Genomic DNA, 13,737 nt, shown 5'->3' with positions numbered 1-13,737 from the left:
GCTGGAATGCCGTGGCCTCGCCGAGGTCACGTCAGGAGACGACATCCCGGCGCCGGAAGCGGCGGAAGGCCAGGGCGATGAGGATCACCGAGTAGGTGACGGAGACCGCCACGCCCTTCACCATGCCGCTGTAGTCGGGCTCCGGCGCGAGCGCGTCGAGCCAGGCGGTGTTCCAGAACGTGGGCAGGAACTCGCGCAGCGAGCCCAGCGCCTCGACCGCCTGCAGGATGCTGCTGACGATCACCAGACCGACCGCGCCGCCGACGGCGCCGAGCGGGGAGTCGGTGCCGACCGACAACAGGAAGGCGACCGCGGCGACCACCAGCTGGCTGACCAGGGCATAGCCGATGACGACGGCGAACTTGGGCAGCACGTCCGCAGCGGGGATGACCTCGCCCGTCCCCGGCACGGTGATGTCGTTCCACCCGAAGGCCAGCGTGCCGGCGAGCAGGGCCATCAGCGGGAGCACGGTCACCGCGGCGGCCGAGTACGTCAGCGCCACCACCAGCTTCTGACGCAGCAGCCGGTCGCGGGGAACCGGTGCCGCCAGCAGGTAGCGCAGCGACGACCAGCTCGCCTCGCTCGCCACCGTGTCGCCGCAGAACAGCGCCACGGCGACGACCAGCAGGAAGCTGGCCGAGACCGACAGGGCGAAGGCCGCGAAGTTCAGCCCGCCCGCCGTGGCCAGATCCGACAGCCGCAGGCTGCCCTGGCCGCGCCCGGCCGGGCCGAACTGGAACGCCACCACGAGCACCCACGGCAGGGCGAGCAGCACGCCGAACATCGCCAGGGTCCGGCGCCGCCGCAACTGCCGCACGAATTCCACCCGCAGCGGCAGTGTGCGCCCCGGCGCGTATCCGGGCGCCCGGCCGCTCGGGGGAACGTGCCCGGTCAGGTCCGGGGCCGGTCGCTTCGCCGGGCTCAACGGCTCTCTCCGATCAGGTCGAGGAACACGTCCTCCAGACGGGGCCCGCCGCCGTTGACGGCCGTCGCGGTGCCGAGCAGGTCCTTCACCGGCCCGGCCGACACCAGCCGTCCCCGGTGCATGACGACGACGTGGGTGCAGGCCTGCTCGACCTCGGCGAGCATGTGGCTGGAGACGATGACCGTGCGCCCGCGCTCGGCGTACGCCCTGAGCACCCGGCGCATCTCGGCGATCTGCGGCGGGTCGAGGCCGTTCGTCGGCTCGTCGAGCACGAGCAGGTCGGGGAGGCCGAGCATGGCCTGCGCGATGGCCAGGCGCTGGCGCATGCCCTGGGAGTAGGTGCGCACCGCGCGGTCCAGGGCCGCGCCGAGCCCGGCTATCTCCAGGGCCTCCTCCATGTGGGCGTCCTGCGGCGGTCGTCCCGTGGCCTGCCAGTACAGCTCCAGGTTGGCCCGCCCGGACAGATGCGGCAGGAACCCCGGCCCCTCGACGAACGACCCCAGCCGGGACAGCACGGGAGCCCCCGGCCGCACGCGCGTGCCGAAGATCCGGATCTCGCCCTCGTCGGGGTGGATGAGACCCATGAGCATGCGCATCGTGGTGGTCTTGCCCGCGCCGTTCGGCCCGAGCAGACCGAGCACCTGGCCCTTCTCGACACGGAACGACAGGCCGTCGACCGCCTTCTCGCCGTTGCGGTAGCGCTTGCCCAGCCCGCTGATCACCAAGGGCACCTCGGCGGACTCGGCGTCCGGGGCCGCGTCGTCGCCCGCGTGGGTGCCGCGCCTGGCCCTGCCGGTCAGCAGGAGCACGGCCGCGACCACGATCGCGGCGAGCGGCATGGCCCACGTCCACCACGCGGGGCCGGCGGCGGGCGTCCGCAGCGCCGCGTCCCCGGGCAGCTCCAGCGCGGGGGACTCCAGTGCGACCCGGTAGACGGCGGGGGCGGCGGGCGTCGCGTACCCGAGGTCGGTGGTGGACACCACCAGCCGCATCCGGTGCCCGGCGTCGAAGCGCCTGTCGATGGCCGGGAGAGTCACGGTGACCGGAGTGCCCGCCTCGCTGGCGGTGACCCGCAGGGGTGAGACCAGGCCCGACGGGAGCACGGGGAGGGATCCTCCGGAGACGTCGTAGACCTTGGCGAACAGTGTGGCCTCGCCCGTGCCGTACACCCTGATCGTGACGGCCGGGCTGCCCGTCACCTGCGTGGGCCTGGTCAGCGGGGCCGACTCGAAGACGGCCGCCTGACCGGGCATGTCCAGCGCGATCGACGCGCCGCCGCCGTTGCCGCCCAGCAGCCCGCCGAGGCCCGGGACCGCCGAGATCGACGACGGCGACCCGCCCGCCGGGTTGGCGATCGGCTGCTGGGGGCCGTCGAGGGTGATCGTGGTGCGCTCCCCGCCCGCCAGGCCCGGGTAGCGGCCCGCGGTCGCGTGCAGGAGCACCGGGCGGCGCGTGCCCGGGTCGCGCCCGCCGTCCCTGGTCACGGTGAACGCCGCCGGGCCGCCGTCGCCGGTGGATGAGCCCGACCCCTTGAGGTAGCGGTCGAACCAGCCGGTCGTACGGTCGGACAGCCAGTCGGCCTCGCCGTCACCGCCGTCGTGGCCGCCGTTGAACCAGGCCACCTCGACCGGCGCGCCGGTGGCGGCGATCGCTCGGGCGTTGGCGTCGGCGTGCGAGAGCGGGAACAGTGAGTCGCGCTGGCCCTGGATCAGCAGCGTGGGCACCTTGATCCGGCCGGGCACCGAGACCGGGCTCGACCGCCGGAGGAGATCGACCGCCTCCTGGCCGGCCCGGCCGGTCTCGGCCACCTTCTGGTAAATCTCGCAGATCTGCGGCAGGAACCGCCCGCACCGCACCTGCTCGGGTTCGGGAGTCAGCCCGGTCCCCTGGCCGGTGAGACCGGCGATGCCGCCCGTACCGAGGCCGCCCGCGCCGAGGCCGCCGTCCGGAGCCAGCCGGTCGGCGGCGGAGCTGAAGAAGATGCCCGCCCACATCTTCTTGAAGACGCCGTTGAGCGGACCCTTGCCGGAGGCGTCGGGGAAGAGCGCGTCGGCGAGGTCGTACCAGGTGATCTGGGGGACGATCGCGTCGACCCGGCTGTCGTAGGCCGCGGCCATCAGCGCTATAGCCCCGCCGTACGAGCCGCCGGCGATGCCGACGCGCGGGTCGCCCGGGGCGTCGAGACGCACCTCGGGCCGCCCGGCCAGCCAGTCGATCAGCCCCCGCACGTCCTTGACCTCGTAGTCGGGGGAGTTGAGCGCGATCTGCCCCGTCGAGCGGCCGAACCCGCGGGCGGACCAGGTCAGCACGGCGTAGCCCTGCCCCGCGAGCCGTCCCGCCTGCTCGCGCACGCTCTCCTTGCTGCCGCCGAAACCGTGCGCGAGCAGCACCGCCGGAGCCCTCCCGCCGGAGGCCGGGGGATAGAAGGTGGCGTCGAGATCGACGTGCTGGTCGTCCGCCGGTCCGTCCACGACGGGAATGACCAGGTCGCGGCCCTGCACGGTGGTGCCGGAGGGCCACAGTGCCCATGTCACGCCCGCGGCGGTCAGGATGACCAGCGTGACCACGATCGCGAGGGCACGCCGCCCACCCGGAAACGTCATGTCGCGATGCTACTCGTCACTCCTGAGAGACCGCTGAGGAGCCCGTCGCGCCTGTGGATAACCGCCGTGACGACGACGTGACCCGATCGTAGGTACGAATCGTGATAATGCATCGGGGTAATCCCTGATTGCGCCCCACCATAGGGAACGGCATCATTTCGCGCGTGAATGGAACGCCGCTCAAGCAGATCCCCGCTCGCGCGATCGAGTGGGCTCTTCCGTACTGGACCCGGGGGGAGGCGGGCAGGCGGACGCCGGAGGACCTTTTCCGGGTGCTCTACCTGGGCTGGCTCGCGGCGTTCGGGCTCAAGGTGCTCGGGTCGAGCTGGGACGTGTCGTGGCACTTCAAGTGGCTGCGCGACGACCTGGCTCCGCCGCACCTGCTCAACACGGTCGGCACGGTGATCGCGGTGGCGCTGACCATCGTGCACTGGTACACCGGCTACGGGGTGGACCGGACGTCCTCCCGCCTCATCCTGTGGGGCACCGGGGTCTTTCTCATCGCGATCCCGCTCGACCTGATCAACCACCGCGTCAACGGGCTCGACATCACCGCGTGGAGCCCGTCGCACGCGTTGCTGTACATCGGCACCGCGCTGATGCTCGCCGGAGTGATCCGCGGCTGGTATGTCGGTTCGGGCCGGTACGCCGGGATCTCCGGCAGGCGGCGTGCGCTGGTGCTGGGCGGCCTGTTCGCGTTCTTCCTGGAGAACGCGCACTTCCCCGAGCTGCAGCAGGAGTACGGCGTGCTGGAGCTGGCCTCCTGGGACCGCGGGCAGCCGTACGCCGAGCCGACGCTGCTCGAATTCGCGGCCAACCAGATGGGCCGGGCCGTCGACCGCGCGATGGTGCTCAAGTTCTCGCTGCCGATCCCCGACGTCGTCTATGCCGTGTACGCGGGGGTCCTGGGCGTCGCGATCCTGGTCTTCGCCCGCGTCATGGTCGGCCGCCGTCTCACCGCCACCGCGATCGCGGGGGTCTATGTGGCCTACCGGTGCCTGATCTGGCCGCTGCTTGTCGGGGGCGGCTTCCCGCCGTCGGCGATCCCGTTCTTCTTCCTGCTCGCCGGGCTCGGCGTCGACCTGGCCTTCCTGGTGCCGGTCCGCTATCTGCGGCCGCTCGCCGGCGCGGTGCTCGCCACCGCCGGGGTGTACGGAGGGCTGCTCGTGCAGGACCGGGTGCTGGAAGCCCCGCCGTACGCGCCGGAGGTCTGGCCGGCGGCGCTCGCCGCCCTGGTCGTGGTGTGGTACGCGGTGGAGTGGTTCGCCGGTCGCCGGGGCCTGACGGCCGCCGCCGCGGAGGACAGGATCGCCGCGGAAACGACGATCACGGCTGGGTCCGCCCCGTCGCGCGAGGTCGCGCCCGAGACGACGCCCGAGACGACGCCCGAGACGACGTCAGTGGAGACGCCCGCGCCCGCCGCCGTGTCCGAGCCCAGGGCCTGATCGTCCACGCCCGAGCTCACACGCCTTTTTCGAGCCGCTCCCGCGCCGGGGGCGGCTCTCGGCGTCTCAGGACAGGACGCGGGGCGGGTACGGGGACAGGACGAGCAGGTCAGGGCAGCGGGTCAGGCTACCGGGGTCTTGGTCAGCGCGACCGCGACGCCGTACGCGAGGCCCATCACCGTCAGCTCCAGAGCCGCCCAGGCGGCGAACGCCGTCGGGGTCCGGCGCGTGACCGCGGGCAGCAGCCGCCAGCGGATGTTGGCCCCGAGCAGTGCGATCACCCCGGTGAACACCGCCTTGGCGACCACGAGCCGGCCGTACCCCGTCGTGAACAGCGACGCGGGGAAGCTCTCGCCGGGCGTGAGCAGAAGCTCCACCAGACCGTTGAAGAGCCCCGACAGTCCCACGACGATCAGCGCGTACGTCGCCAGCCGGGAGAACCGGGGCAGGGTGCGGGCGAGCAGGTCGCGATGGCGCGGCAACAGCACGGCGAGCGCGACCAGGCCGCCCACCCATGCGCAGGCGCCGATGACGTGCAACTCCATCGAGACCATGCTGAGGTCGTGCCAGTACCAGTTCGAGGCGTGCCCGGTGACCGGGAGCGGCAGCAGCCCGAACCCGGCGACGAGCACCCGCAGCTCGGCCGGCACCTTCTCGCCGAACCGCACCGCGAGCATGCCCACAGCCGCGCTGGCCAGGGCGCACGACGCGCTCACAATCATGCCCTGGCCCGCGCCGATGCCGTCGACGTACGCCGCCACGTCGGGGAACGCGCCCGGGGTGATCTCGGCGGCGCTGAGGACGGCCGACACGAGCGCCGCCGCGCACCAGACCAGCGAGAACAGCACGGCCCAGTGACGGGCCCTGGCGGCGACCGGCTCGGTCCGGTCCGGGTCGTCGAAGCCGAGGAGCTTGGGGAGCAGGCTGAGTCCGACGGTCGCGGTGGCGGCCAGGTCGAGCACGAGCCGGACGACCGGCAGCCCGTACTCCACGATCGTGCCCGGCATGGGGAGTCCCGGCACCGTTCCGGGCAGGGTGAGCCAGGTCGCGATCACGACCGCGAGGACGCCGCCGGCGGCCAGCCCCGCCGCCGGGACCCGGGCGCGGGCGTGCTCGGCAGCCGAGGCGGACCGGCCCGTCGGAATATGACGTTCCGAGGTCGTGGTCACGCCGTTCCCTCCGTCTTCGCGCCGCCGGTCTTCGCGCCGGCCGGTTCTGTTCCGGCCGGTTCTGTTCCGGCCGGAGAGGCCGTCCGCGCCGTCACCGCCGCCGGATGAGCCTGGACCGTCCCGTCGCGCATGCGCCGGTCGTGGCGTGCGAGCACCCGCGTACACAGCGCCAGCAGGGCGGCGGTGACGGCAAGCAGCCCCCACACCCAGCTTCCGCCGCCCTGGCTGATCGTCGCTGTGCCGGTCGTCGTCGTGCCGGTCGTCGTTGTGCCGGGGACCGCCGCGCCGGGCGCCGGGGTGGCAGTCGGCGCACTGACCGCCCCGGGCGTCGCCCCCCCGCCGGTCACGCTGAACGTCACGGTGCCGGTGACCGGATGGCCGTCGTTGGACACGATGCGGTAGCCGATGGCGTAAGCGCCCGCGGGGGTGCCCGTCCGTACGCCGACGGAGACGTTCCTGCCGTCCACCCTGATCTCGCCCTGCTCGTAATGAGCGGCGTCCGGCCCGGTGACGGCGATCCTCGCGAAGTCGCGGCGCACGGCCTGATCGAAGGTGAGCGTGACGGAGGCGGGCATCGCGCCGAGGACCGCGCCGTCCTTGGGATCGCTGGCGACGAGCACGTCGTGCGCCTGCGCGGGCGTCGCGGCCAGCATCACCGTGAGCAGGGCCAGTAGCGGTGCGGCGAGCACCCACAGACGGCCACGCGTCGAGACGCCGCGCACGGCCGCCGTTGACGGGGCGGTCCGCCCCGTCGTTCGCCGAACCGCGCGCGTGGTCGGGGCGTCGTTGCACATCCGGACGACCTGGTCCACCTGCCTTGCCTTCCTTTCACCGGGCGCCGACCCAGCCATGGTCCCATTGATCGCGGCCCCCGCATGCCGTGGCCTTCGCTCGCGAGCATGCCGCTGGTCACGGCCCCTCGCCGCCCCGCCCTCACCGGGCCCATGTCCGGAGTTCATCCGGTGCGCCGGGCTCGGGTGGGTTGATGGTAGGTGAAGGTCCAGCGGTCTTTGCCGGTTGTGTGGCGGGTGTAGCGCTCGGGGTGCTGGTAGCGGTCGCGGTTGTGGAACTGGCAGGCCGGGCCGAGCAGCTTCAGGTCCGTGAGCCCGCCGGTGCTCCAGTTGTCGGCGTGGTCGATCTGACACATGGTCGCGGGTAGTGGGCAGCCGTCGATCCAGCAGGTGGCGTAGCGGGCGAAGATCGCCCGTCGCTGGGCCGGGGTGGCCAGTCTGACTTTTCGGCCCATGTCGAGGACCTGTCCGTCGGCGTTCATGACCAGGCGTACCAGGGTGGAGGTGCGGGCCAGGCGGTGCACGCCGGAGACGGGCAGCACCTGCCCGGTGGCCAGAAGCAACCCCGGGGCCCTGCCCAGCAACGCCCCCACCAAGGCCCCCGGCCATGTTCCCGGCCATGTTCCCGGCCCTGTCATCGGGTCTGCCCCTGGATCTGCTCCCGGCCCTTGCCCCGAATTTGCCCCCGGCTCTGTCGCCGGGTCTGGACCCAGCCCTGTCACCGGGGCTGACCCCTGCTTTGGATCCGGCCCTGCGGGCGGCGTCTGCGACGCTCCTTCCGGTAGTCCCGGTGGTGTCCCCGGCGGCTCGCTCGACGAGCGTCGTGCCCCACCACCGCACCCGCACGCGCTCTCGCCGTGCCCCCGGCGCCCGTGGCCGTGGTCCTCACAACCGTGGTCCTCACAACCGTGGTCCTCACGGCCATGGTTGTCACAACCGTGGTCCTCGCACGTGCCCAGGCCATGCCGGCGCTGCCCGCCGCGCACATCGCCATGGGCCTCAGGCGTGCCCAGCCCATGCCGGGATTCCCCCGCGGGCCGAGGCCCGGCGTGGGCGTGACGGGCAGAGGTGCCCCCGGAAGAAGGATCCGGCGGTCGACACTCATCCCAGCGTGACCTACCCGACCGTGACCCGCTCTGCTGTGGCTCGCTCGACCGCGCCTTCTCCGACCGCGTCCCCTCCGACCGCGTCCCCTCCGGCCGCGTCCCCTCGGGCTGTGTCCCTTCCTGCTGCCTGCTTTCCGGCTCGTTGCCCTCCGGCTGCGCGTATTCGGCCGCGTCACCGAGTCCAGCGGCACCGGCACCCGGAGCGACCGCGTCCGTTCCTTCGGCCTCGCCGGACGCAGAGCACACCGCCTCCTCGGCGGGCTCGATGAGCCCGGCGGGTCCCACGGACTCGACTGGCTTGATGAGCTCGGGGGCGGCCGACTCGGGGGCGGCGAGCTCGGGCTCTGCACGCTCGGGGGCGGCGGGCTCGGTAGTCTCCGTGCGATCGCAAAGGTCATCACCCCGGCCGTCAGCGTCAACGACGTCAACGCCACCCGCATCATCCGCGTCACTCACGTCATCCGAGCCATCCGCGCCAGCGGCGTCGCTGATGCCGGTGTCCTCGGTGTCCTCGTGGTTCTCGGTCGCCTCGGTGTCGGTGGTGTCGGCGGCGTCCCCGGGGTGGTTGGCGTCGTCGTCCTGGTCGCTCTGGTCGGGGACGGTGTCGGGGGCGGGGCCGGTGTCGTTGGCCGGGTTGGGGACGGTGGCGCCAGCGTCCTCGGGGTGGTTGGCGTCGTCGTCCTGGTCGCCCTGGTCGCCCTGGTCGTGGACGGTGTCGGGGACGGGATCGTCGACCGGGTCAGGGGCGGTGTCGGTGGCGGGGTCGGTGACCGGGTCGGTGGGGAGGGACTCGGCGTTGACCAGTACCAGAAGCTCAGCGACGATCTTCTGCTCCAGCAACGCGATCAACGCATCGGCCTGACGTACCCGCAGCGGCCGGTCATCACCCTCCGCCCGGGGCCGGGCATAGGCGTCCAGCAACGCCCGCAACCGGGCGGCCGCCTCACGCGGCAGATAAAACTCCCCCTCCAGCCCGCCACCTCTGCCGGGGCGGACCCGCAGAAACCGCCGCCCGTAATCGGCCCGCTCATCACGCTCGTCCCCATCAGGGTCCAGCACCGCCCGCAGATACCGGCCCGCCCTGGCCACCTCCGCCGGCCCCGCCCGGCCCGCCAACTCCAACAAAATCGGCTCAGCCAGCCCCACCTGCTCACCGGTCAGATGCTCGGTGGCCATACAGACGGCCTCCACCACCCCCGCCGACAGCTCCCCGCCCGCAAACGCCTCCCGCACCCGCGGCAACCGCGCCAACTGCACGCCCAACGTCAGCAGCCGGCCCGCCCCCGCCACACTCAACCCACCCGCGGTACGCAACCAACTGCGGGTCGAGGCATGCCCATGCTGCCTGGCCTGCCCCGCCCGATGCACCCGCCCCACCCGATCCGCCAACGCCGAGGTAATCCGATCGCGGGCGAACATCAAGTCCTCGGCCTCGGCCAGGCAGATGCCGGCATCGTCCGCAACCGGCGCCAGCGCCAACGCCTGCGCCGACTCCCGCAACGAGGCCACCAACACCCACGACGAACGGACCCCCGACGAACGGCCCCGGCCCCGACCCGCACCACCATCCGCACTGTTTGCACTGTGACCATCGGCGCCGCCCGTAGCGCAACCACCGCCACCGCCGGCACCGCCGCTACCAGCGGCACCAGCGGTGCTACCGGCCGCGGCGTCATCGGTGGCAGCACCGGCACCGCAGGCCTCCCCGTCGTTGCCGGCGGGGCCGCTGCCACTGCAATTCGAGACCCCTTCGTTCCTGACCCCACAGCCGCAGGTGCAGGGACCTTTGGACGCCCACAAGGGCGAATGGGCGGTCAGCCGAGCCCACCAATCGCCGTCGACGTCATTCAGGCGACGGGGATGGACAGGATCACATTCGAACAAATCCATCACGCCCCCAATCATCCCGAACGCTTGTACGAATTTTTTCATGGCCTTGTTGCTCCCAACAATCGCACAGCTCGAATTGTTGGAGTTACAGGTGACGGCTGCGAAGCGTGCCGTGGTGATCGGTTCCGGTGATGTGCCGGGCGGCGTACGCGTTCTCCTGATTGAGTGTGGATGGTTCGAATCCGGCACTCGGAGCGGTGTATCCGTTGCGACCACTCGGTGAAGGAGAGCTGATGACCCCCCAGCCGACCGTAGGTGAGTCCGAGCGGGGTGAGGCGCCGATCCGGCGCTCGCAGTGGTTGACGATCATCGTCGTCTATGTGGCCGGGGTCGTGGCGGCGATGAGCTACGGCAAGTTCTCCTCGGTCGGTCCGGCGGTGGCCGATCAGCTCGGGCTGTCGTTGTCGCAACTGGGCTGGGTGATCTCGGCGGTGGTCGGCGTGGGAGCCGTGGCCGGGCTGCCCGCCGGATATCTGGTCCGCCGGTTCGGCGCGGGCAGATCGCTGATCGCCGCCCTGGCGCTGATGGTGGTGGCGAGCGCGCTGAGCGCGGCCGCGGGGAGCTTCGCCTGGTTGCTGGCCGCCCGCTTCGCCGAAGGTGCCGGCTATCTCGTGGTCTCCATCGCCTGTCCTGCGCTGATTCTCCATCTCGCGGAGGAGCGCGACCGGGGGGTCGCTCTGTCCATCTGGGCGACGTTCGTCCCGGTCGGCATCGGCGTGAGCACTCTCGCAGGCGGCGCCGCCGGCGCGGCCCTCGGCTGGCGCGGCTGGGTGCTGCTGATCGCGGGGCTGACGCTGCTGACAGCGGTGGCCGTCCGGGTGCGGCTGCCGCGGACGCCCGCCACCGCCGCGGTCGCCGGGCCGGTGCCCGGCGCGCGGGCGCTGGCGTGGCCGGCTCTGCTCACCGCGTCCTTCTGCCTGATGGTGCTGGTGACGATGCCGGTGGTCGTGCTGCTGCCCACGCTGCTGATCGACAGGCACGGCAGCTCCGCCGGCGCCGCCGGGGCTCTGACCTCGGCGATCTCGTTCGTCGGCGTCCTCGGTGGGGTGTCGGTGGGAGTCCTGCTGCGGCGGGGTGTGCCGCTCGCCGTGCTCGCCGCGTCGGGGTTGCTGGTCGTGCCGGGGGCCTGGCTCGCTTACGGCTCCGACGGTTCCCTGGCCGCCGCGGCGGTCGGCGCGGGCGTCGTCTCCTTGGAGAACGGGCTGCTGGGCGCCTTCGTCTTCGCCGCTCTTCCCCTCGTGCTGGAGCGTCTCGACCATGCCGATGTGGGCAACGGCATGGTGGCCCAGATGGGCAGCGTGGGCGCGCTTCTCGGCCCCCCGCTGTTCGGTCTCGTCGCGGGTGCGTCCGATTTCGCGGCCGTCGTGCCGCTCATCGTCGCCGGCATGCTGGCCTCGGTCGGGGGGCTGCTGCCGGTCACCCGGAACGTCGCCCGCCGCGCCCGGAGCGCGGGCAGTTGAGCGCGGGCAGTTGAGCGGGGCATCGGCCCCGGGCCGCACCGGTGTCACCGGTCCGGCGCGGCCCGGAGGCCACGCCGTACGTCCTGGCGGGTCGCCGTCGGACATCCGCGCGTGGCGGTGGTTGATCGGAAGGTAGGCCTCTTTGGGCTGCCTCGTCAACGCTTTCTGATAGGAAACTTTCCTTTTACTTCTCGCTCGATCAGGCCAGCAGCCAGCCGTACAGCCAGGCGATGAGCGCCAGCCCGGTCAGGGCGGGGATGATCCGCGCGGCGGCGGCGTTCAGCCGGAACGCCTCCACGATCGACAAGCCGGTGGAGACGAGGGCGAGCAGGCCGTACCACGCCAGGGCGTGCGGCACTCCGATCGCCAGCACGGTCCAGTCTTCGACGGCCGACAGGCTGAGCGCCGCAAGCCCGCACATCACGACGCCGGCCAGGCCCGCGAGCGCGCTCAGCCCGCCGCCGCGCCTGCGCACCAGGGAGACCAGCCCCGCGAGGAGCTGGACGACCGACACGAGCAGGAAGGCCGCGGGAACCGCCAGCGGGACCGGCGACCGGGACAGCCGGTAGACCGAAGAGGTGAGCGCGAGGTCGCCCGGCCGCACGATCCGGTGCGGCGCGGCGCCGGCGGCGCACACACGCCCGGTCGCGGACGGGTCGTCGAGGAACGCGGCGATCGTCCGGCGGCCGCAGGCGCTCGACAGGAAGACGGCGTGCCCGACTCCGGCGAACTCGGCGAACCGCGCGCCCGGCACCGGCGACACCGCCTGATGTGCGGCCTCCGGCGGGGTGGTGGGGTCGTATCCCCCGCCCAGGACCAGGATCGGCGGGACGTCCCGGCCCGCCGCCGCGCCGCCGGAAGCGCCCGCGTCGTCGGGGCCGCCGGACGCGCCCGCGTCGGCCGTGCCTCCGGTGTCCGTGGTGCCGCCGGCGGTTCCGGCCGCGTTCGCCGAGGTGGCGGCGCTGAGCAGGTCGGCTTCGGCCCGCGCCGCCGGCAGGCCCCAGGCGTCGCAGACCGCCGCGTCGACGACCCCGGTGAACAGCCGGGGTCCCCGCGAGCCGGGGAAGGAGTTGTACGGCACCTGGTCCTGGCACTGGACGGCGTAGTACAGGCCCCACTCGTGCGAGGTCAGCCCGTCGCCGGCCGCGTCGACCAGGGGCTGCAGCAGTTCGGTGCGCCCGGAGGCCAGCCCGTCCACGAGGGCCGGCACGATCGGGATCACGTCGGTCTCGTGCAGCGCCTCACCGAGGATCGTCGCCACGTCGTCCCCGTTGAGCCGCACGGTCAGCCGCTCGCGGGTGAGCGGGTCCCGGGTGTCGTACGCCACGGGGTGGGCGTTGAGCGCGGCCACCATGGCGTCGAACCGGGCGCCGATCCCCAGCTTGGTCATCGTCGACGAGAGCGCCGCGGACGCCTCGTCGTACCAACGGGCGCGTGGGGGAAGCAGGGAGTCCAGCACGACCCCCCGGGTGCCCTCCGGGTCGCGCGCCGCCGCCAGCAGCATCGGCCGGGTGGAGTAGCTGACGCCGAACAGGTACCAGCGCGGGTAGCCGAGCGCCATCCGCAGATCCACGACGTCGGCCGCGATCTCGGCGGTCCGGTAGCCGCGCAGGTCGACGTGCTCTGCCTCCAGGCGCGACTGGCAGGCGAGCGCCTGCCGGGTGACCGTGGCGGTCTCGGCCGCCGCGGGCCCGGGCGTGCGCAGGGTGTCCACGACGCCGCGGACGATCTCGGGGCAGCTCAGCCTGGGCTCGGAGTAGCGCCCGCCCCGCTGTTCGAGGACGACCACGTCGCGGCCGGGGAACATCTGCGTGAGGAATCCGGTGAGCTGCAGCGAGGCCGATGCCGGGCCGCCGCTCATGTAGACGACCGGGTCGGCCGCCTGCCCGCCGGCCTGTTCCGTGTCATCGCCCGAGGCGTTTCCGGATGCGCGGTGCACCGCGTAGCCGACCTTGACGGTCCTGCTGTTGGGAACGTCACGCCGCTCGGGGACGAGGAGATAGCCGCAGGTCGTGCCGGACGGCACGGCGACCGGGCAGGGGTGCTCCTCGACGGACGGCGTCGCCGACGCCCGTGCGGACAGCTCGCCGCGCGTGCCCGGTCTCTCGCTCGCCGCCGACGCGTGAACCGCCGACGCGTGAACCGCCGACGCGTGAACCGCCGATTCGTACGCCACGGGCCGGACCGTCCCGGCCCCTTCGCGGACCGGCGCCGCGAGGGCCGCCGACCCGGTACCTCCCAGGAGCACGAGCGCCGCGGCGAATGCCGTGACGGCTGCTCCACCCCAACTCCGCAACCGTCAGCCCCGTCCCGCGAACCCGGCGATATCCGCAGAAACCTTAGCGTGT

Annotated in this window: 8 protein-coding genes; 2 read left to right on the top strand and 6 right to left on the bottom strand. The window is 72.8% G+C overall.

All coding sequences use genetic code 11. The annotated features are described in order from the left end of the window. Positions 1-31: 31 nt before the first annotated feature. Both ACQPZZ_RS28405 and ACQPZZ_RS28400 read right to left on the bottom strand, forming a co-directional pair. Positions 32-925, bottom strand: a complete 894-nt coding sequence (locus ACQPZZ_RS28405; RefSeq protein ID WP_432924058.1) for an ABC transporter permease — start codon at positions 923-925, stop codon at positions 32-34. Further along, positions 922-3,528 (bottom strand): alpha/beta fold hydrolase, encoded by a 2,607-nt coding sequence (locus ACQPZZ_RS28400; protein WP_432924056.1) that lies wholly within the window; start codon positions 3,526-3,528, stop codon positions 922-924. The genes ACQPZZ_RS28405 and ACQPZZ_RS28400 overlap by 4 nt, the downstream gene beginning before the upstream one ends. Positions 3,529-3,692: 164 nt before the next feature. On the opposite strand from ACQPZZ_RS28400, the gene ACQPZZ_RS28395 reads away from it, so the two are divergent. Next, a complete protein-coding gene (locus tag ACQPZZ_RS28395; RefSeq protein WP_432924054.1) occupies positions 3,693-4,973 on the top strand; it encodes a hypothetical protein in 1,281 nt (426 codons plus the stop codon). A gap of 122 nt (positions 4,974-5,095) precedes the next feature. Here the strand turns inward: ACQPZZ_RS28395 and ACQPZZ_RS28390 are convergent, their stop codons facing one another. From ACQPZZ_RS28390 to ACQPZZ_RS28380, 3 genes are all read right to left on the bottom strand, one after another. Continuing rightward, positions 5,096-6,142: a copper resistance D family protein gene (locus ACQPZZ_RS28390; RefSeq protein ID WP_432924052.1), complete on the bottom strand. Its 1,047-nt coding sequence runs from the start codon at positions 6,140-6,142 to the stop codon at positions 5,096-5,098. After that, positions 6,139-6,954, bottom strand: a complete 816-nt coding sequence (locus ACQPZZ_RS28385; protein WP_432924050.1) for a copper resistance CopC family protein — start codon at positions 6,952-6,954, stop codon at positions 6,139-6,141. Before ACQPZZ_RS28385 ends, ACQPZZ_RS28390 begins: the two co-directional genes overlap by 4 nt. Before the next feature lie 143 nt (positions 6,955-7,097). Next, positions 7,098-9,548, bottom strand: coding sequence for a DUF222 domain-containing protein (locus ACQPZZ_RS28380; protein ID WP_432924048.1), 2,451 nt, complete (start codon positions 9,546-9,548; stop codon positions 7,098-7,100). Positions 9,549-10,162: 614 nt separating this feature from the next. Between ACQPZZ_RS28380 and ACQPZZ_RS28375 the strand changes: the two genes are divergently transcribed. Next, positions 10,163-11,389 carry an MFS transporter gene (locus tag ACQPZZ_RS28375; RefSeq protein WP_432924046.1) on the top strand — a complete coding sequence of 409 codons (1,227 nt, stop codon included), beginning with the start codon at positions 10,163-10,165 and terminating at the stop codon, positions 11,387-11,389. Positions 11,390-11,588: 199 nt separating this feature from the next. Here the strand turns inward: ACQPZZ_RS28375 and ACQPZZ_RS28370 are convergent, their stop codons facing one another. Next, the gene (locus ACQPZZ_RS28370) at positions 11,589-13,565 is read right to left on the bottom strand and encodes an alpha/beta fold hydrolase (RefSeq protein WP_432924044.1); all 1,977 of its coding nucleotides are present in this window, start codon (positions 13,563-13,565) and stop codon (positions 11,589-11,591) included. Positions 13,566-13,737: the final 172 nt, after the last annotated feature.

Origin of the sequence: Microbispora sp. CA-135349, from assembly GCF_050947365.1 — a bacterium.
Lineage (GTDB): Bacteria > Actinomycetota > Actinomycetes > Streptosporangiales > Streptosporangiaceae > Microbispora.
Note: the sequence above shows the minus strand (reverse complement) of the source record. Positions and strands in the feature narration are given on the sequence as shown.